This is a genomic window from Mucilaginibacter terrae (assembly GCF_031951985.1).
Classification (GTDB): domain Bacteria; phylum Bacteroidota; class Bacteroidia; order Sphingobacteriales; family Sphingobacteriaceae; genus Mucilaginibacter; species Mucilaginibacter terrae_A.
Genome location: NZ_JAVLVU010000001.1, coordinates 5,376,503 through 5,396,142, shown reverse-complemented (window position 1 = coordinate 5,396,142; position 19,640 = coordinate 5,376,503). Strand labels below are relative to the sequence as shown.

The 19,640-nt window shown below is 41.9% G+C and carries 19 protein-coding genes; 5 read left to right on the top strand and 14 right to left on the bottom strand.

Annotation, left to right across the window (positions count from 1 at the left end; all coding sequences use genetic code 11):
- Positions 1–6: 6 nt before the first annotated feature.
- The 6 genes from QE417_RS23155 to QE417_RS23130 all read right to left on the bottom strand — a co-directional run bounded on the left by QE417_RS23155 (position 7) and on the right by QE417_RS23130 (position 5,864).
- Positions 7–735 (bottom strand): ThuA domain-containing protein, encoded by a 729-nt coding sequence (locus tag QE417_RS23155; protein WP_311954344.1) that lies wholly within the window; start codon positions 733–735, stop codon positions 7–9.
- 146 nt (positions 736–881) lie between these two features.
- Positions 882–1,124, bottom strand: a complete 243-nt coding sequence (locus tag QE417_RS23150; RefSeq protein WP_311954340.1) for an ankyrin repeat domain-containing protein — start codon at positions 1,122–1,124, stop codon at positions 882–884.
- A complete protein-coding gene (locus tag QE417_RS23145; RefSeq protein WP_311954337.1) occupies positions 1,117–1,848 on the bottom strand; it encodes an ankyrin repeat domain-containing protein in 732 nt (243 codons plus the stop codon). Before QE417_RS23145 ends, QE417_RS23150 begins: the two co-directional genes overlap by 8 nt.
- Positions 1,849–1,858: 10 nt before the next feature.
- The gene (locus QE417_RS23140) at positions 1,859–3,301 is read right to left on the bottom strand and encodes an ankyrin repeat domain-containing protein (protein WP_311954334.1); all 1,443 of its coding nucleotides are present in this window, start codon (positions 3,299–3,301) and stop codon (positions 1,859–1,861) included.
- A complete protein-coding gene (locus tag QE417_RS23135; protein ID WP_311954331.1) occupies positions 3,298–3,801 on the bottom strand; it encodes a hypothetical protein in 504 nt (167 codons plus the stop codon). The genes QE417_RS23140 and QE417_RS23135 overlap by 4 nt, the downstream gene beginning before the upstream one ends.
- Positions 3,802–4,031: 230 nt before the next feature.
- Positions 4,032–5,864: a PAS domain-containing sensor histidine kinase gene (locus QE417_RS23130; RefSeq protein ID WP_311954328.1), complete on the bottom strand. Its 1,833-nt coding sequence runs from the start codon at positions 5,862–5,864 to the stop codon at positions 4,032–4,034.
- A 280-nt stretch (positions 5,865–6,144) separates the two neighbouring features.
- Here QE417_RS23130 and QE417_RS23125 point away from each other — a divergent pair, with 280 nt between their 5' ends.
- Positions 6,145–6,474, top strand: coding sequence for a hypothetical protein (locus tag QE417_RS23125; RefSeq protein WP_311954325.1), 330 nt, complete (start codon positions 6,145–6,147; stop codon positions 6,472–6,474).
- Positions 6,475–6,477: 3 nt separating this feature from the next.
- Here QE417_RS23125 and priA read toward each other — a convergent pair whose 3' ends face one another.
- Together priA and QE417_RS23115 are read right to left on the bottom strand one after the other, a co-directional pair.
- Positions 6,478–8,964: a replication restart helicase PriA gene (gene priA, locus QE417_RS23120; RefSeq protein ID WP_311954323.1), complete on the bottom strand. Its 2,487-nt coding sequence runs from the start codon at positions 8,962–8,964 to the stop codon at positions 6,478–6,480.
- Positions 8,965–8,969: 5 nt separating this feature from the next.
- Positions 8,970–9,356: a DUF423 domain-containing protein gene (locus QE417_RS23115; RefSeq protein WP_311954320.1), complete on the bottom strand. Its 387-nt coding sequence runs from the start codon at positions 9,354–9,356 to the stop codon at positions 8,970–8,972.
- A 92-nt stretch (positions 9,357–9,448) separates the two neighbouring features.
- Here QE417_RS23115 and QE417_RS23110 point away from each other — a divergent pair, with 92 nt between their 5' ends.
- Positions 9,449–11,014: a hypothetical protein gene (locus tag QE417_RS23110; RefSeq protein WP_311954317.1), complete on the top strand. Its 1,566-nt coding sequence runs from the start codon at positions 9,449–9,451 to the stop codon at positions 11,012–11,014.
- Between the two features lie 84 nt (positions 11,015–11,098).
- Positions 11,099–12,523, top strand: coding sequence for a DUF5723 family protein (locus tag QE417_RS23105; RefSeq protein ID WP_311954315.1), 1,425 nt, complete (start codon positions 11,099–11,101; stop codon positions 12,521–12,523).
- 1 nt (position 12,524) lies between these two features.
- Here QE417_RS23105 and tsaB read toward each other — a convergent pair whose 3' ends face one another.
- The 4 genes from tsaB to rpmH all read right to left on the bottom strand — a co-directional run bounded on the left by tsaB (position 12,525) and on the right by rpmH (position 14,074).
- The gene (gene tsaB, locus QE417_RS23100) at positions 12,525–13,211 is read right to left on the bottom strand and encodes a tRNA (adenosine(37)-N6)-threonylcarbamoyltransferase complex dimerization subunit type 1 TsaB (RefSeq protein WP_311954314.1); all 687 of its coding nucleotides are present in this window, start codon (positions 13,209–13,211) and stop codon (positions 12,525–12,527) included.
- Positions 13,212–13,219: 8 nt separating this feature from the next.
- Positions 13,220–13,462, bottom strand: coding sequence for a membrane protein insertion efficiency factor YidD (yidD, locus tag QE417_RS23095; protein WP_311954312.1), 243 nt, complete (start codon positions 13,460–13,462; stop codon positions 13,220–13,222).
- Entirely contained in the window at positions 13,437–13,838 is a 402-nt protein-coding gene (gene rnpA / locus QE417_RS23090; RefSeq protein ID WP_311954310.1) for a ribonuclease P protein component, read from the bottom strand. Before rnpA ends, yidD begins: the two co-directional genes overlap by 26 nt.
- Positions 13,839–13,915: 77 nt before the next feature.
- Positions 13,916–14,074: a 50S ribosomal protein L34 gene (gene rpmH, locus QE417_RS23085; protein ID WP_158827814.1), complete on the bottom strand. Its 159-nt coding sequence runs from the start codon at positions 14,072–14,074 to the stop codon at positions 13,916–13,918.
- Between the two features lie 145 nt (positions 14,075–14,219).
- Between rpmH and QE417_RS23080 the strand changes: the two genes are divergently transcribed.
- Positions 14,220–15,086, top strand: a complete 867-nt coding sequence (locus QE417_RS23080; RefSeq protein ID WP_311954306.1) for a ChaN family lipoprotein — start codon at positions 14,220–14,222, stop codon at positions 15,084–15,086.
- Here QE417_RS23080 and mscL read toward each other — a convergent pair whose 3' ends face one another.
- The gene (mscL, locus tag QE417_RS23075; protein ID WP_311954304.1) at positions 15,087–15,476 is read right to left on the bottom strand and encodes a large-conductance mechanosensitive channel protein MscL; all 390 of its coding nucleotides are present in this window, start codon (positions 15,474–15,476) and stop codon (positions 15,087–15,089) included. It abuts the gene before it with no gap.
- Positions 15,477–15,642: 166 nt separating this feature from the next.
- On the opposite strand from mscL, the gene rpoN reads away from it, so the two are divergent.
- Positions 15,643–17,115: an RNA polymerase factor sigma-54 gene (gene rpoN / locus QE417_RS23070; RefSeq protein ID WP_311954302.1), complete on the top strand. Its 1,473-nt coding sequence runs from the start codon at positions 15,643–15,645 to the stop codon at positions 17,113–17,115.
- Here the strand turns inward: rpoN and QE417_RS23065 are convergent, their stop codons facing one another.
- Entirely contained in the window at positions 17,116–19,461 is a 2,346-nt protein-coding gene (locus QE417_RS23065; protein ID WP_311954300.1) for a PAS domain S-box protein, read from the bottom strand.
- Positions 19,462–19,640 lie beyond the last annotated feature (179 nt).

The window sequence follows — 19,640 nt, the reverse complement described above, 5'->3', positions numbered from 1 at the left end:
ATAGAACTACAATTTTACTTTCTTTCCCATTGCATAATTTATCCCGGCCAGCAGGTGCTTGAGGAATGGTTCATCAGTATATGATTCATCGGTGTGGCCTAAGGCAGTAGTGAATGCCTTGCCGCCGTCAAATTCGTGGTACCAGCTCATGGGATGCTTTGCACCATTGGTTCCGCCGCTATAGCTGCTTTCGTCGAGGGTAAGTACTACTTGAATTTTGTCTGATATCCATTTAAAGTTATACCATTCATCGGTTTTTGTCCATTTGGCGGGTAAGTGTTGGGTAAATCCGTTGGCGGGTTCAACTACGTTTAAAACTGCCTCTTGTATTTTAGGATGCTGGCTAAAGTAAGCCCCTGCTAACTCGCCGTACCAGGGCCAGTCAAACTCGGTATCGGTGGCGGCATGTATGCCTACGTAACCTTTGCCCGAGCGTATATATTTTTGAAACTCGGTTTGCTGGGCATCATTCAGCACATCGCCGGTGGTACTCAAAAATACAACAGCAGCGTATTGCTTTAAATTATCGAAGGTAAACTTTGAGGCATCGGTGGTGGTATCGGTATCGAAACCATTTTGTTTGCCTAACAGTTGAATGGCCGCTATTCCGGGCTTAATTGAATTGTGATGAAAACCGGCCGTTTTGCTGAATATTAAGACCTTGGGTTTTGCCCAAAGCGTACCAACGCAAAGCAAGGCTACCATTAATAACGGCACTTTAAAAAAAGAAGACATAATTTAAGTTTTGGTTAACGCTAAACTACAAATTATGTGCAATTGTTAAGTGCTTGAATAATACAAAGTTTCATTGCTTTTTAAAAGCAATCCCCATCCATAGATATTAATAGATGGGGATTATTATTTATCAATAATATAAGTATTTAGCTTGCGGCAAGCAATTGTTCCAGTATTTCGGTATAACCGCTTTCGCTTGCAAAATCCATGGCACTGCGGCCATTATTGTCAACGGCAGCAACATCGGCACCATTATCAATAAGCATTGCGGTAAAATCGTTAAACCCACATTGTGCGGCAACAATCAGCGGTGTTTCGCTAAAACTGTTACGCGAGTTAATGTCGGCACCCGATTGCAGTAAAAGCTTACCCAAATGATGATTACCCATTACCAGCCGCATAATGCAGTGCCGAATTACCGTTGTGCAGGTGCAAATTAACATCGGCACCATTTTTTATAAGCAAGTCGGCCACATGCATATTTGAGTTATTTACTGCTAATATAAGCGCACTAACCCCGCCATTATTCAACTCGTTAACATTTGCTGCCGAGGATTTAAGCAGGGCCATTACAGTTTCGCTCTGATTATTATACACAGCCTGGTGCAACGGCGTGTTGCCATGATCATCCTTTTGCACGGTGTTTGCCTCGCCTAAAGCAGTTATTAACTCGCGCATACCATTGGCAGTTGCATGGTCAAAAATATTATAACCGCCATTATCCTTTACCCCGGTATCGGCACCTAAAGTAATAAGGTACAGCGCAGTTTCGGTTTTATAAGCCAGCACCGAATAAAATACAGGTGTTTGGCCAGTATTATTACCGGCATTTACGTCAGCCCCGGCATCAACAAGCATTTTTATAATTTCTTTACTGCCTGCCCGTGCAGCCAGATGCAACGGTGTTTCGCTGGTGTTATTAGCCAGGTTAACATCGGCTCCGGCATTAATCAGCAGCTTAACTATATCTTTAGCGCCTTTGCTGCATACGTAATACAGTGGCGTATTACCTAATCCGTCGCGTTTATCAACGTTAATCCCACCTTTTTTCAGGAAGGCTTCTACAATTCCTTTTTGTGCATTTTTACATGCATTTAAAAACATGTTATCCATAGCAAATAAGTTATTCGGTTACGGTAAGTATTTGTTTTACTACTGCTTCGTTATTGTTATTTACAGCAATATCCATAGCGGTCTGCCCGGCATTATTTACCTTTTCAAGAGTTGAAGTATCGGCATCCAGCAGCAACCCGGTAATAGTTTTGGCCGATGCTTTATCGGGGTTGGCGGCGGCATACATCAGCGCGGTATTACCGGTTTTATCTACATAGGTGGCATCGGCATTGTTATCGAGCAGCAGTTCGGCTATACCGTATTTGGCCTCGTTACCACGTGCCGCAAACGACATGAGCGGTGTTTTACCGGCAAGGTTAGGCTTATTAATATTGCAACCAGCCTCAACCATCTCTTCGGCCAGTTGGGTATTTAAATCGGCCAGGTAACCGGCCTGGCAAATCAGGTTTAACACGGTATCGCCTTCATGATTTACCTCGGCATCCATATCAAGCCCTTTAGCAATAAGACTGCGCAACATGCTCACTATGTCTTTTAAATCCTGACTCATGCCCCGGCCAAAATTGCTTATACCTTTGGTAATTAGGCAAAAAGCGGCAGTTTCGCCTGTACCGCTGCGGTAATTAACATTTGCTCCACCATTAAGCAGCAACTCCACCATGGGTGCCGACGGGTACTCGCAAGCCAGCATAAGTGCTGTACGGCGGTAATGATCAGACATTTCATCCAAATCGGCACCGCTTTTTATAATAGCTTCAACAGCGGTAACATCGCGGTTTAATACGGCCTCGTGTATGGTCATGCCGCCGGTTGCAGTGTCGGCCTCGTTGCCTGATAGCAGGGCGGCAATTTCTTTAACACCGCTCCGCTGCGCATAGGTTAAGGGGGTAGTTTCAAAAATATCTTTATCTTTAGGGTCGATGCCACCTTTTTCGAGGAGGATACGGGCTGTTTTAGTAGCAGCCTCTATTGCACCCGGCAAATCTTTACGGTGCACCAGTTTATCGCAAATGGTGTGCAGCAGGTTCTTGCCTTCATCGGCTGTGGCATTCATTTTAATACCGGCATCGGCCATGGCCTGCAAAAATGGATACATGTACTGCAAACCAGCTTCGTAATACGCCAGTTTGCCCGAGTCATTCTTCTTTTTAGCATTTACCCCTGCCTCAAGCAATGCGGTTGCCGTATCATAAATCTGCGCAGCTTTGGTCTCCAGTTGCTCGCTTTTAAAATCGTACCGGGTAGTGGTAAGTGCATGTAGAGGCGTGTTACCATATTTATCGGTTGATGGTTTTAAACCGGCATCTTTTAAAAATTTCACTGCCTGGGCATCGGCAAAACGGGCAGCCACATGATACAGGCTTTCTTCGCTATCGTTCTTAATATTAATATCAGGCAACGCCTGGTATAATGCACTTACATTAATAGGTTGTTGCCCTTGAGCAAACATGTTCTTTTGATAAGCGTCTATGATCTGATTAAATTCATTCATGATTGTGAAAGTTTATTTTGGGCTGTTTGCAAAGCATAAGTTATGTTGCCATAATTTTTATGCCGTAGAGGAGTTGCTGTTTCAATTACCCTGCCCCATTCATTCAACTGTAGCCAGCAATCGGTTTTTAAACGTACAATGGCATCCCTAAACCGGTTGCCAAAAAGTAGTACATACTTTTTATCTACCGGTATAAAATGGTCGTTGGTTTGGTTTTGCTTGTTTATGATGGATTGATAAACAGCGTCGGGTGGTTGCGCTGATAGGTTAGCCATACCCTGTAAGGCCATGTCGGCTTTATCTAAAAACTGCAGGGCTGCACTGTAATTTTGCACCCAGTACAAACAGAGCGCTGTATTAAAATACGTAGCAGGATTGCCAGGCTGCTCTTTTAAAAGCAACCCGTAAGCCTCTGTGTACCGCTCATGATTTATAAGCTGTACAATGAAAGCTTCTTCGCTATTGTGTTGTTGATGCGTGTTGTTTGCGCCTAAAAGCATAACTAATAGTTAATACAAGCAATAAACGCATGATTGTTTAAAAATGTTGGCAGCTATTAAGATAAGCGTTGATGTTATGCCTGTCATACTGAGATAAACTACGACATTTTAAATGTTATAAATATTTAACAATCAATTATTTATTTACTACTTTAATAACAATTCACAGGCACAAAAAATGGCTGCATAAAATTTACGCAGCCATTAAAAAAACAGTATCAATAAGAAACTTACTCAAGTCCTGAAAGCCAGTCTTCGGCGCTTTGCTGATCGGCAAAACCTTCAATAACTATACTGGTATTAAGCTTCATGAGCATGTAAGCGGCCGATAGTTTACTGAATGTACTTGGAGAATACACCCATGCCACGTACTTAATCCCCACTTGTTCGGCCAACGGAAATAGCGTGTCTATTACCCAATCACAGGCATCCATCCAGCCACCAACAACCTCAGAGTTGTTATTAATAACGCGGCTGCAAGGCTCTTTCTTTAATATCTCTATTAATTCAAGGCATCCATCCCTAACAGTGTAGTAATTTTGAAAACCGGTCCAGTTTAATATACTGATATCAAGCCCGGCATTGTAACCAATATCACAGGTAGCATTATGATACACCGAAAAATCGGTTTTACCGGTTGCCTTATAAGCCGATACATTTGACAGCGGGAACCTCAGAAAAAATTCGGAACCTTTGCCGGGTATACTTTCAATCCACATACTACCATGATGACGGCGGCAAACTTCATTAATTTTAGGCAGCCCTAACGTGGCGCTTACATGTTTTTGGCGGTTTATATTAATGAACAAGTTTTGCAATTGCTCCATGTCCATTCCAACTCCCTCATCTTCAACTGAAAGTACTATATTTTGATTTATAATTTCAGTTTTAATGTAGATATTACTGCCTTGTGCCGAGTACCTTACCGCATTTTCAATTAAATACATTAAGGCCATCTCGATACTTTGCCGCAGGCCATAAAATTGCTGATGAGTAATACCCGAAATTGCAATTTTTGTAGGCTTGTATAGCGGTTGCAATTTAGCAACCACATCTTTTACCAAATTTCCGAAATCAAAAACTGAAGCCTCAATATCCAGCAATTGCATGTACTCTTCATCGCCTACCCTGCGGTTAATTTCCCTAACAATATTATCAAGGTCAATACTACACTCGTTAATAAGCGCCGATATTTGCTTAAACTCTTGAGGGGTTATCATATCGCCGCTAACTAATTGTGTTAAACCCAACAAACTGGCAATAGGTTTACGCAAAGCATGCGAGTTTAAAAACGACACTTCTTTTAGCTGGTCAATTTTCTCAAGCAGGTTTTCCTGCGCAAGCCTTTTGCGGGTTATGTCTCTGAAGTGAATAATTATACCTTCCTCTGTAGTATAGGCATTGCACACAAGCCACTTTTGCGTAGGCCAAAAGTAATCGTCAAAATCAATGCTGTGACGCTCTTCCATGGTTTGGTGCAGGTATTTATAAAAGTTGGAATGCCTTATCTCTGGCAACACGTCCCATAGCTTTCGACCCAGTACGGCATCCCTGTAATAGCCTGTTAAATCTTCGGCGGCATGGTTCCAGTAGTTAATGGTCCAGTCAAAATCAATCTGCAAAAAACCGATCACCGTTGTTTCCAATATCTGCAGCAACCGGTGTTGGGTAAGTTTAAGTTTACCGGCAAGTTCCCTCGCTTCATCAACATTACGGGCATAAACCACACGGGCAGCCACACCATTATAATTTATACTGTATGATATAATTTCGGCATATAAAATTCGTCCGTCCTGGGTTAAATGCCTAAACTCCCGGTAATTGGTTTCTGTGCTTCTAATCTGCGGTAAAATTTCGTCAATAAACTCCGCATCCTCAGGCGGGCGCAGTTCGCGTATCGTTTTGCTCAAAAATTCATCCCTGCTGTATCCATAACGTACTAAAGCAGCATTGTTAACTTCTAAAACACCTAAAGTATGCACATCAAAAATCCACATAGGTTGCGGGTTTTGATAAAACAATACTTCGAAGCCAGCAGGGTGGGCCGCCTTATCCAATTTCATAGTTGTATTTAATACCGGTAGATATTATTCCACAAATAAATGAATCTATTTAATTAAAAACTAATAAGAGAGCCATTTTAGTGAGATTTATATGACATATTCCTATTATGAATACTAAGCCTTTAGGCATATACTCGTTATATACTTTTAGTTAAAAGCTCTCACCTGTAGAACGTCATTGTCATTTCTCGCATAAACATCTCATTGTTAACAATTTGATAACATGTATCAATGTTTCGTTATACGGTAGTTAAACGTAATGTGTTGTAAAAGCACGTTTATGAAAACACTTAACAACTTAAAGCATGCCCTAAAAGCAGTGGTGATACTTACATTGATTACAGCTTGTAAAAAAGACAATTGTGAAAATAGCGATCGCCTGAGCGCTACTTCAGCCACAGTTATTGATGGATGTACCCCGGCGGCAGATGGTTGCGGATGGCTTATAAGAGTTGATAATATTAATTACAGCCCTGATAATTTACCCGAGAGCTTTAAAATAGATAACATTAAGGTAGACATTTCATACTCGGTATCGGAACGAAAGTTTGCCTGCGGATTTAATGCAAATGGCCCCAACTTTATTCACTTGTATGATATAAAACGCTAAGTATTAATACGGATCTACATCGGGCTGTATAATGCAGCCTTTGCTGAGTTGTGTGGTTTGAAACTGCAGGATAACATCGCGTATCACTGATTTTACCTTCACAATAGATATGTTATCCTTTTCAAATTTTAGCATAATACTCTTGATGTAAAAGTTACGTATACGGCTTACAAGCGGGTATTCGGGACCAATTACCCTGTCACCAAAGTGTTTACGCAATTCTACTGCAAGGTATTCGGCCTGGTAGTGCAATTTCTCGGCATCCTTGTGCTTAATATCCATCTGGATAATGCGGTAAAAGGGCGGATATTTAAAGTTTTTACGCTCGTCTATTTCGCTAAGGTACAGTTCTTTATAATCGTTGCTTATAACCTGGCCAATTACCCGGTGCTGCGGGTTATAGGTTTGTATAACCACCTTGCCTTGCTTACCCCTGCGCCCTGCCCTGCCGCTTACCTGTGCCAGCATTTGAAAACTGCGCTCGTTGGCTCGATAATCCGGATATTTGAGCAAGCTATCGGCGTTGATAATACCTATTACTGTTACATCGGCAAAATCAAGTCCTTTAGCTACCATTTGGGTACCCACCAGTATATCAATGCGTTTTTCTTCCAAATCGTTGAGCAAATTTTGGTAAGCATTACGGGCACGGGTAGTATCTAAATCCATACGGGCAATGCGGGCATCAGGTAATAAAACCTGTAACTCGTCTTCTATTTTTTCGGTGCCAAAACCTTTGTATTCCAGGTGGGTTGAACCACAGGCGGGGCAAACACTCAGGCTTTCTTCCTTATAGCCGCAATAATGGCAATGCAGGTGAGCACTGCTTTTATGATAGGTTAAACTCACATCGCAGTTAATACATTTAGGTGTAAATGCACATACCCGGCATACCAGCACGGGTGCATATCCCCTACGGTTTTGGAATAATATGACCTGCTCTTTGTTGGTGAGCGCCGTTTGTATATCATTCATGAGCACACTGCTAAAGTGCGACTGCATGGTTTTCTTTTTGGTTTCTTCGGTAATGCTCACCACCTCAATTTCGGGCAGGCTTACACCGCCAAACCGTTCGGTAATTTCGGCCAAACCAAATTTGCCTGTACGGGCGTTAAAGTACGACTCGAACGATGGTGTGGCCGAACCGAGCAATACTTTAGCCTGGTACCGGCCGGCCAGGTAAATAGCGGCATCGCGCGCGTTGTAGCGCGGCGCGGGGTCAAATTGCTTGTACGAGGTTTCGTGCTCCTCATCCACTACCACCAAACCCAAATTATCAAACGGCAAAAACACCGCCGAACGTGCACCCAAAACCACTTTATACTCATGATTGAGCACCTTTTGCCAAACCTCTACCCTTTCGTTATCATTAAAGCGGGAATGGTACACGCCAATATCGTTACCAAAATACTTGCGCAGGCGTTCAATAACATGGGTGGTTAAGGCAATTTCGGGCAGCAGATATAGCACTTGTTTACCGGCATGTAATGCTTCCTCTACCAGCCTTATATAAATTTCGGTTTTACCCGATGAGGTTACGCCGTGCAGCAGTACCACTTCTTTTTCTTTAAAATGATTTTGTATATCAGTCAGCGCGTTTTGCTGTGCCTCGCTTAATTCAAAATTAGCCGCTAAGTCAAATTCTTCATAATACAACCTGCTTACATTGCGCTCTTCGATGTAAAACACCTCTTTATCGCTCAATGCCTTGATAATAGCAGCACTGGCACCGCTGGCTTCCATTAAATCGTTTTTTGATACCAGGGGTTGCTCGCGCGATAGTTTAAGATAAGCCAGCACGGCATCGGCCTGTTTGGGTGCACGGCGTTCCAGTTCGGCAAAAAGCTCGCGACGCATATCGGGCTCGTTATATAAACTATTCAGCTTGATGTAACTGCGCTTGCGGGGTTTGTAACGTTCGCTTACCTCCTCGCTAATGTGGATAATGTTTTTATCGAACATTGATTTAAGCACCGGCATTACAATTTTTTGCCCCAGCAGTTTAACTATATCGCTAACGCTGAGTATGGGCTGAATGTCGAGCGCATCAACAATTAAGAACTCTTTATCATGCAACAGCGAACGGTCGATGTTACCATCGGGGTTGAGCATGATCTTAGTTTCGCTGGCCAGTTTGAGGGCTGCGGGTAGTGCTGCGGCCATTACTTCGCCCACGTTGCACAGGTAATAATCGGCCAGCCACTTCCAAAACTCCAGTTGTTGCTGGGTTACCACAGGGCGGTCGTCCAGTACTTCTAAAAGGTATTTGGCTTCATACTTTTGAGGAGCTTCGGTACCAATACCGGCTACAATAGCGGTGTATAATTTGCTTTTGCCAAACTGCACCATTACCCGTTTACCCACAGCTACCGCATCGTTCATTTCGTACGGAACACGGTAAGTATAATTTTTAGCTATTGCCAGGGGTAGTATTACCTCGGCAAAAAGCGTTAAACGGTCGGTATGATGATTATCGGCAAACTCTAACATGTGGGTTATTTAGCCTTTATTGCACTAAGTGCCAGGGTAATCCAACCTGCAATAAACAACAGGCCGCCTATTGGGGTTATAGGCCCCAATATACGCAGCCAGTCCCACTGCAATATTGCACGGCATGATAATAGGTATAACGAGCCCGAAAAAAACACGATACCTAAAGTAAACAACCAGAAGCTTGCATAGGTTAAACCACTATCGGTTTTGTTTAAGGCCGCTAAAGCCAGCAATGCAAAAATATGGTAAAAATTGTACTGTACCGCCGTACCCCAAACCTGTAATTGCTGAGGTTCGAGTTTGGCTTTGAGCGCGTGTGCACCAAAAGCGCCGTTTATTACGGCTAACATACCTAAAAAAGCAGCGGTAGTAATGATGGTTTTATTCATGTGCAGCGTAAACAGATGGCTAAATTAACCAATTGCAAGTATTACTTTATTGGCATCAGGTAAAAATCTACATTTGCCTAACTTAATTTATTATGAAACGACTGATTATTATCACTATACTTTTGGTTGCGGCTACCGTGGTAGTAACAGTTAAGTACTTCGATAACTTAAACCTGGCAGGGCCTCGTACGGCACAGGTTATAAATACCATACCTTCATCGGCTGCATTAGTATTTGAGTTTAATAACGATGCCAGTTTTTACGATATTTACAACAACAGCCAACTCTTCACTTCAATTATTGGCCAACAAAAAATGAACGAACTGCACAGCATCCGCAGTTTAATTTTAGAAAATGTTTCAACTCAAGCTGTATTTAATGCTCAGGACATCTTCTTTTCGATCCATCCACAGGCTAATGATACTTTAGAATACCTGGTTACCATACCAGCTACGGGTGCTTTACAGCCCGAGGCTTTAGCCAGGTTAAAGTTGCAATCCATTAAAATTGCAGGCAAAACCGGTTACATCATCCGTACCGATTCATTACAGAAAAACTTTTACATAGCACCTAAAGATGGCAATATCTGGGCAGGTAGTTTTTCTAAACCACTTTTAGAAGAAAGCTTGAATTACAAAACCAGCGATAAAGACAATTTTGCGCTTTTGTCTGATCAGCAGCATTCAAACACCTTAGGCAACCTGTACATTAATTACCAGCAAAGCGGCAAATTGCTTAACCAGTTTTATAAAAAAGGGCAGGCTGATATTTTTAAAGGGCTGCAGATGTTACCCGCCACCACTGCTCTCAGTTTAAATTATAAGAGCGATGCCCTGATTTTTAATGGCTTTACCACTTTTAAACAAACTGCAGCCATGAGCTATCTTGACCTTTTCAGGCAAATGGCGCCCGTTGAACTGTCGTTACAGGAAATATTTCCTATTACTACCGCATACAGCAGCAGCTACGGTTTTAATGATGTTGCCCGGTTTAAAACCTTACTGGCTAAATGGGAACAAAAAACCGGGTTAGAGAAAGACCGTTCGGCACTGTTCAAAAAAATAAAAAGCGAAACCGGTGTACAGTTTGATACGGAATTTAACAAACTGCTGGATAACGAATTTGCCATAATAACCACCCGTTTTGAGGAAAAGCTGGCTATTATAAAACTAAAAAACGGTGCAGGTTTAAAACCTTTTTGCTACAACATCAGCAATATGATCACAGATGATTGCGGGCAGTTTAACTATAATCAAATCCCCCTGTTTTTATTGGGCGATGTAATGTCGTTATTCCGTAAGCCGTATTTCATTATTTTAGATAACTACCTGGTACTGGCTAACTCACAGCGCGAAATTAATAACTACAAACAAAACTACTTCAACAACCAGTATCTAAGCAAAGGCACCGAGTTTATTGAATTTAATAATCTGGTGGCCGAGCGCTGCAATATCAATTACTTTATTCACTTCAAAAATGCGGGCAATGCCTTTAAACGCCTTTTAAAGCCTTATTATAACGAAGTCTACCAGCAAGAACCCGGCTTTAAAAACTACTATGCCGCAGCCTACCAGCTATCAGGGTCCGAAAATCAATTTTATACTAACTTGTGTATTAAGTTGCTCAAGCCCGATAGTACAACTACAAATGGTAACTAATTTTTTACATTTAGTTTATAATGTTGTAATAAATTGCCAACGGATTACGTATAATTGGCTACTAACTATTGATAATCCTATTTAATGTCTAAAATTTATATTGGAGTGCTGATGCTCTTCATCAGTTGTTCTTGCTTTGCCCAACGGTATGCCCAGTATAATACAGGTTCGCTGTTCGATTCTTTCGAAAATCCGTCGCAGGCCGCCTTTATCCCCGATTCGAGCCGGCAGTTTGCATTCAATCTGATCCCTAACTTTAATGCCAATACTTACTTGCAGGGTAATGCCCAGTATACGCTTAAATCGCGCTTGTTTTTAGGAAAGTATGATAACAGCGCTTTTACCATAGGCGAAGGAAAGTATAACAACATGATGGCCAACGTAAACGTATACGTTGGGATGTTACGTATGTTTACCAGCATGAGCGGCAAACAGGAAGTAGGCCTTTCATACCAGATAAAAGGTAATGGCCGCGGCCATGTAACCGATGAAACCATTGCCCTGTTTAACGGCATAGGCAAGTTTGCCCAAAGCCCGGTTTATGATGATTTATTTAACAATAATGCATTCTACGAGGCATTTCATCAGTTCAGCGTTAATTACCGCGAGAAGGTAACCCGTAATTTTGCAGTAGGTGTCAAATTGAGTTTACTTTCGGGTATAGGTTACAATAATCTCAACATTACTCAATCTGAATTGATTGTCCCTCCCGGCCAAATTGATATGGCCTCGCTAAGACTTAGGGGCACCTTTCAAAGCACTTATGTATTAGGCCAGTTTCAGCGGCGCGATTTGCTGCCCTTGTTCCGCAGCCCGGGAGCCGCAATAAGCATGGGTGCCACATTTGCACCGAATGGTTTTATCATTCAGGGCAATGTTAAAGATCTGGGCTTTATAAGATGGGGAAGCAATGCAACTACCTACCGTGTTAACGGCGTAGCTCAACTAACCGATTTAGGGGGCACCCAAAGAGAAAAAAATGTGCAGGATGCTTTAACTAAATTATTGGAGAGCAATCCGCGTCAAGGAGCCTTTGTTAAGCCAATAGTAGGCCGGGCCGAACTTTCGGTGGCTAAAAAATTTCAGATCGGTGATGGCGTCACCTACATGCCTACCGCCATTTTAGCCAAACAAATTTACGGCTATGGTACAGGTGCCGCTTTGGTAAATAACGTGCAATTTAAAGGCGGTTTCAGCACTGCTTTAAGCGGCATATTAAATGAAGATTCGCAGTTTGACTTAGGCCTGCAACTGATGTACAAATCGCCCAATTTTGAGGTGTTTGTAGGCAGTGAGCAATTAGGTAAGAGCCTGAACCTGTACAGCGCCAGCAACGAAAATGAAAACGCTGTTACCAAAACCATGTCGCACTCTGGTGGCAACATCTATTTTGGCTTCTCGTTTAAATTTGGCCGATTATTGGAACGTTGGAAAAACGACAGCTATTATTTCGATGGCTCGGAACAAGGCCCTTTAGGACGTGCCTGGAAACGGTGGAACAACAACTAAATCAGGCCCCTGCTTTTTTACCGGCAATAAAATCTTTAAGGTAAAAAGGCTCAAAGTAGGCCACATCTTCAAACTTTTGTTTATTGAAAGCCTGCATAGCACCATGGGTTAAGTATGTGGCAGAGTTTATGAAATCAGTATCAAATAACGCATTTTCACTTTTGCCCAGCACTGCCTGGCATTTGGCGGCTCCATCACCAAAAAATAACACTTTGTGATCTTTAAGTATATCGGCAAAACTGTTATCGCCAATAATTTCGGCCGATGTGGGCTTAATACGATCACCTTTGGCATCAAACAGCGCTGTATAAACTTCCATACGGCGTGCGTCAATCATGGGGCAAAGCAACACATCCTGTCCGCCATTTTTTGCGGCCATACCATCTGCCATAGCCTGCAGGGTTTCAACAGCGATCAATGGCTTATCCATGGCATAGCACAAACCCTTAGCGGTTGATACGCCTATACGCAGGCCGGTGTATGAACCTGGTCCGCTGCTTACGGCAACGGCGTCCACATCACGATAGGTTTTACCTGCAGTAGCAAATACTTCCTCAATAAAAACGGTAATTACCTCGGCGTGTACGTTACGCTGGTTCAGCTCTTTTACGGCCAGCGTTTCGCCATTTAAAATTAAGGCAACAGAACAAGCAGTGGTAGCGGTTTCTATTTGAAGTATTAAGCTCATAATAATTTTCAGGGTACAGGGTCATGGCCATGCCCGCCCCAGGGGTTGCAGCGGCCAATGCGCTTCAAAGTTAACCATCCGCCTTTAAACGGGCCATATTTTTTTATAGCCTCAACGCCATATTGCGAGCAAGTGGGCGTGTAGCGGCAAGATGATGGCAAAATTGGAGATATAATATACTGATATACTTTGATAAGTGCAATAAACACAGCACCAACGCCTGCCTTAAACAGCCTTATAAGTGCTTGCATATACCTGTTCACAAAGTTGTACCATGAGTTTAGCCATTTTTTTATCCATAAAGGCAAAGTCGTTTATTTCTTTGCCAATATAATTTACCGATAAAATGAGCTGTTTGTTTTGCTCTTGCAAAGGCTTGTATAAAAGCTCTTGTTTGTGCACACGATAAGCTTCGCGGGTGCGGCGCTTGATCAGGTTACGGTCTACCGCGCGGCGGTAACGCTTCTTAGCAACGGCAAAAACTACCTGCACGGTAGCTTGCTGAGGTTCAGGAGCTTGCAGCCACGATACCCGAAACGGATAACACAAAAAGGAAGAACCACTATGAAAAAGCTTATCTAAAAGCCTTTTATTGCATAGCCGTTCTTCCTTTTTAAAAGTATACATTTATTGCTTAACTGGTTAACCGGTAATTATTAAATAACAACGGCACACCCCACTGTTATAGTGGCAAGCAACCAGTATTATGCTTTATGACGACGCTCGTCAGAAACTGATAATCTTTTTCTTCCTTTAGCTCTTCTTGCTGCTAAAATTCTTCTGCCGTTAGCAGTTGCCATGCGCTCACGGAAACCGTGTTTGTTTCTTCTTTTACGTTGAGACGGCTGAAACGTTCTTTTCATGATTGTTATATTCTAATATCGTTATTCCTAATTCCTTAAAAACGGGAGTGCAAATTTAGTATTTTTCTTAAAGTATTCAAATATAATTGTTACTATTTAAGAATATGCATTTTTGCATGTAAATTAGAGTGAAAACCACACGCTTATGAAACACATCTGCTTATTAATACTCTTGTTGTCGGCCCTCATCACATCGGCACAAAGCACCTATAAAATATATAATACGGCTACCCAAAAGCCGGCCACTTTAGATGATATTATTGCCGATATGGCTAAAGCCGATGTATTATTTTACGGCGAAGAACATAATGATTCGGTAGGACATACACTTGAGCTGGCGCTGTTTACCAAACTTGTTGAAAAATATCAGGCTAAGGCTGTACTATCATTAGAAATGTTTGAAACAGATACCCAGCCGGTATTGAACGAATATTTAAATGACCTTATCCGCGAAAAAAACCTCATTAGTGATGCCCGTGCATGGAAAAATTATAAAGATTACCGCCCGATGGTTGAATTGGCTAAGCAAAAACAGTTGCCGGTTATTGCTGCCAATGCCCCTTCGCGTTATACCAACCGGGTTACCCGTTTGGGTTTAAAAAGTTTGAACCAATTAGGCACCGTTGCCAAAACTTACCTGCCTCCCCTGCCTATTGATACGGCTACCGGTGCTTATTATGAAAAGTTTGTAAACATAATGGGTGGCCACGCCAATATGGGTGGTATGCAAATTTATCAATCGCAAAACCTGTGGGATGCCACCATGGGCTGGAGCATTGCTAAATACCTTAAAACTCATGCCGGCAGCAAAATTATGCAGGTAAACGGCGGCTTTCATAGCGAAGATCAGCTGGGTGCAGCCGCGCAACTAAAAAAATACGCGCCCCAAGCACGTATCATTAACGTTGCTGCTTTTGCGGTAGAAGACTTTACCAATGTTGATTGGAGCCAATACAGCAAAAGCAACAATTATATTATTGTAACCGATGGGCGCTTACCAAAAAGCTTTTAGTTAGTTTTTGGCCGCTAAAATATCGCGTATCTCGGTTAACAAAACTTCTTCTTTTGTTGGAGCCGGTGCAACTGTTGGCGCCACAGCCTCTGCCTTTTTAAAGCGGTTAATAGCTTTAATAAATAAGAATAAAGCAAAGGCTACAATGATGAATGATATAATTTGCGATAAAAAGTTACCATACTTAATAGCCGTGCCCGGAACTACCAACTGGCTTAAATTAGAAAGGTTAGCTGCTTTAAGTGCCGGTGTTAGTATAGCCGGAGTAATAATGTCTTCGACCAGGGAGCTAACAATTTTACCGAAAGCAGCACCAATAACTACTGCAACGGCTAAATCTAACACGTTACCCTTAACGGCAAATTCTTTAAACTCTTTAATAAATGACATGGCTAATAGTTTTAGTTTATAATTAAAGCTAATTTACGAGTTAACACCGCACTTCAAAATTTTTTATTCCACCAAACAAAAGGCGCAGTTTTGCCTTAACCAATAATCATCAACATTTACTTTTGTTTAATACGCCGTTTGATGTATTTTTGGCGCATCTATTTTTATGTTAAGACAGAACCTTCAACAAAAACTTTTACAAAAGCTCTCGCCTCAGCAAATACAATTTATTAAGCTGCTGCAGGTGCCTACCGTATCGCTCGATACCCGTATTAAAGAAGAACTGGAAGAAAACCCCGCACTTGAAGATTTAAGCTTAACCAACATGAGCGAGCCGGAGGAGCAATACCCCGACCGTGACCCAGACGAAGATTACTCGGGCAACGAAGAAAGCAACGAGTATGATGAGTTTAATATAGATGATTACCTGCAGGAAGAAAACGTAAATGACTACGGATCGCGCTATGATCAAAACGGCGACGATGAGGAAGAACGCAAGGAAATGCCGATAGCCATTCAAAGCTCATTTTTTGAGAATTTGCAGGCCCAGCTTGATCTGCTGCCCATGAATGATAAGGATTTCCGTATCGGTCAGCAAATTATAGGCAGTTTGGACGATGATGGTTATTTACGCCGCCCTATCATGTCATTAACCGATGATTTGGCCTTTTCGCAAAACGTAATGGCCGAAGACGAAGAGGTGGAGGAAATGCTGAAAGTAATTCAAGGCTTTGACCCTCCGGGAGTTGGCGCACGTACTTTGCAGGAATGCCTTTTGATACAGTTACGCCGCAAGGATGTAAATGATCCTATTATTAAAAAAGCTATACTGGTTGTTGAACACTATTTAGAGGAATTTACCCGCAAGCATTACGATAAGCTCGAGAAATCACTTAACATGAACTCCGTGGAGTTACGTGGTGTGATAAACGAAATCTTAAAGCTCAACCCCAAACCGGGCGATTCGAACGAGGTAAATACCAAACAGCAACAGGTAATACCCGATTTTCATATCACGAATAACGATGGCACGCTTATACTAACCCTCAATGCCAAAAATGCTCCGGAGTTGCGCGTAAGCCGCTCGTACCAGGAAATGTTTGAGCATTATGACAAGGCTTCGCAACGCGATAAAAAGATGAAAGAGGCCGTGCAATTTGTTAAGCAAAAGCTCGATTCGGCCAAATGGTTTATTGATGCCATTAAGCAGCGCCAGCAAACCCTGCTTAAAACCATGAATGCCATTATGCAGTACCAGTACGAGTTTTTTTTAACCGGAGATGAGCGTAACCTGCGCCCCATGATCTTAAAAGATATTGCCGACCGTATTCTTATGGATATTTCAACCGTATCGCGTGTGGCTAATTCTAAATACGTACAAACTGAATTTGGCACCTTTCTGCTAAAATCGTTTTTCTCCGAAGCCATACAAACCGAAAGTGGCGAAGAGGTATCGAACAAAGAGGTTAAAAAGATTTTGGAAGACTGCATTGGCGGCGAAGACAAACGCCACCCACTTGCCGATGAAAAATTGACCGAAATATTGAAAGAGCGTGGCTACAACATTGCCCGCCGTACTGTTGCCAAATACCGTGAGCAAATGAACATTCCGGTTGCAAGGCTGCGTAAGGAGCTGTAATTAATCCAGTTCCTTAAGTTCAATAGAGTCTTTACCAGTGTAGAGTTCGGTACTTATTTTATTGGTGATGGTGTGCACAATATCGTCCAGTTCTTCGGCACAGGTATTTATCATTTCAATGATCTGTTCACGGTCGTCAACTGCCTTGGTATCTTTAGCTAAATAGGCTAAGCCCAAAATAGAGGCAACAGGCCTGCGTATTTCATGTGAACTCATCCAGGATATTTCCTGTAACACTTTATTTTGCTGATAAATTTTCACCTCGCGAGCCTTACGATCGGTAATGTTTTGATGTACAGCAATATAGCCGGTATGCAAGCCATTATCGTCAAACAATGGAGTATATTCAATATTTACCCACTGGCTAACTCCCGAATGCAAATGATGCTGTAAATCAATAGTAAATGTTTCCAGGTTCTCTTTACGCCGGCGAATTTCTTCAATTGTTCCCGGCGGCAGCCTATCCCCTCCTAACACCGAACCCGGACTTTTACCTTTCAGCTCATTCAAGGTATAACCGGTATATTCTTCAAACGCCTTATTGGCCCAGGTTATACTATGGTCAACCGCCATTAAAATAACCATATTATTAATTTTAGTGATGATGTCGGCCAGGCGTTTGTTTTCCTCGCTCGTGCGCTTTAATTCATCAATATCTTTAACGGCACCAATCAGCTTTATGGCTTCATAATCAGAATTATACACATAAAAACCTTGCGAATACACATTTCTATACTCGTTACTTTTACCGCACCTTACCCTGTATTCGCATTGCCAGTTGGTTTCTCCTTTATTTAAAACCATACGCTGGCTATCCAATACTTTCTTAATATCATCGGGATGCGTTTGAGAGCGCCACCATTCCAACGTATTACCAATATCCTCAGGCTCACATCCTAATAAACCCGATACATCTGTGTAAAACTTGAGCTCGCCATTTAATACGTTTAAATCGTAAATTACATCTTTGGTTGCTTTAGATACTGTTTCATAACGGGATATAGCCTCTTTAAGCAAAATATCTTTCTCTTTTTTATCGGTAATATCAATAAAGTAAACTGCAATACCCTCGCCGGTTGGATAGGCCTCTACATATTGCCATTTTTTAAAGTGACGCCAGTATGCCTCAAACCTCACAGGCATATTGTTTTCGAGCGCTTTACTATACTGTGTATAAGTTAGTCGCCCCTCAATGCCAGGGAAAACTTCTTTTAAGCCCTTGCCTATAACATCGGCACTGGTAAGCCCGGTTTCTAATTCAAATTTCTTATTTACCTTGGTAAATACCAGGTCGTAATTTAGGGTGTAAAAGCCCTCGTTGATGCTGTTAAGCGTATCTTCTAAGTTAAACAGGTATTTATTACGCTCCTGCTCTAACAATTTAACCTCCGTTACATCCTGTGCCGATCCAATTAGCTTATAGGGCTTATCATCGGGTGTACGTACCAGTTTGGCCATTTGCCTGATGTATCGGGTATTGCCATCAAGCAAGTCTATACGGTGAACAACATCCAATTGCTTCCCGGTTTTTATCAGTTCCTCAATACCTGATACGATCAGAGGACGGTCTTCCTGGTTAACCTGTTGTAAAAAAAGATCGTATAAATTCAGTCCGCTATCTGGTGATAGCCCAGCAATGATATACATTTCGTCTGACCATACCAGGTGCCGGTTATCCAAATAAAATTCCCAGCCACCTACTTTAGCTATTTGCTGTGTTTCGCTCAGTTTGTTGCGTTCTTCAAGCAATTCTTCATTAAGTAATTTGAGTTTGGTTTCATATAACAGCTTTTCGGTAACATCCTGCGCCGTTATCATAACATGGGGCTTATTTGCAAACTCAATTTGCTGTGATCCTATGGAAACAGATATCGAACTACCATCGGCCTTATTATGTGTAAACAAACCGGATTGCCTGAGATTCGGACTTACTGTCTTAACGCCCTCTAAAACCCTTTCCCTATCACATTCGGGCCTAATGTCAAGTATGCTTTTTTGTAGAAATTCTTCGCGCGAGTAACCGTAGCAAGCTATTGCTGTATCGTTAACAGATACTATTTGGAGTGTTTGCGGGTCGTAGATCCATTTAGGCAGCGGGCTACCCTCATACATTTGCCGGTACTGGCGTTCGCCGTCAATAAGCTTTTTATTATTGCGTTTGATAAGATACCACAACAAAACAGTAGTAATCAGCACAAAAAACACACCTTTGCTACTGGCAATTAATTCTATTTGCGCGGGAGTAAATTGCTCACTAAACAGGAACAATATGCGATCGCTAATGGCTATCCATAAGCTGCAAACAGTTAAATAAATTATAGAAATTCCGACTTCTCCTAACCTCATTTTCACAGTGTGGGTATTTTTACGTTATAAGGCAGGAAAACGTTACCATACGAAAGTAGAACATCATTATTGGGAGTACAAATTTTCACTTAATATTTAACCTCCAGGTACTTAAAAGTTTTTTGCCAATTAAATTAGTGCCTATTGGTTAAATGACCGTCAAAAAAACATATAGGCAA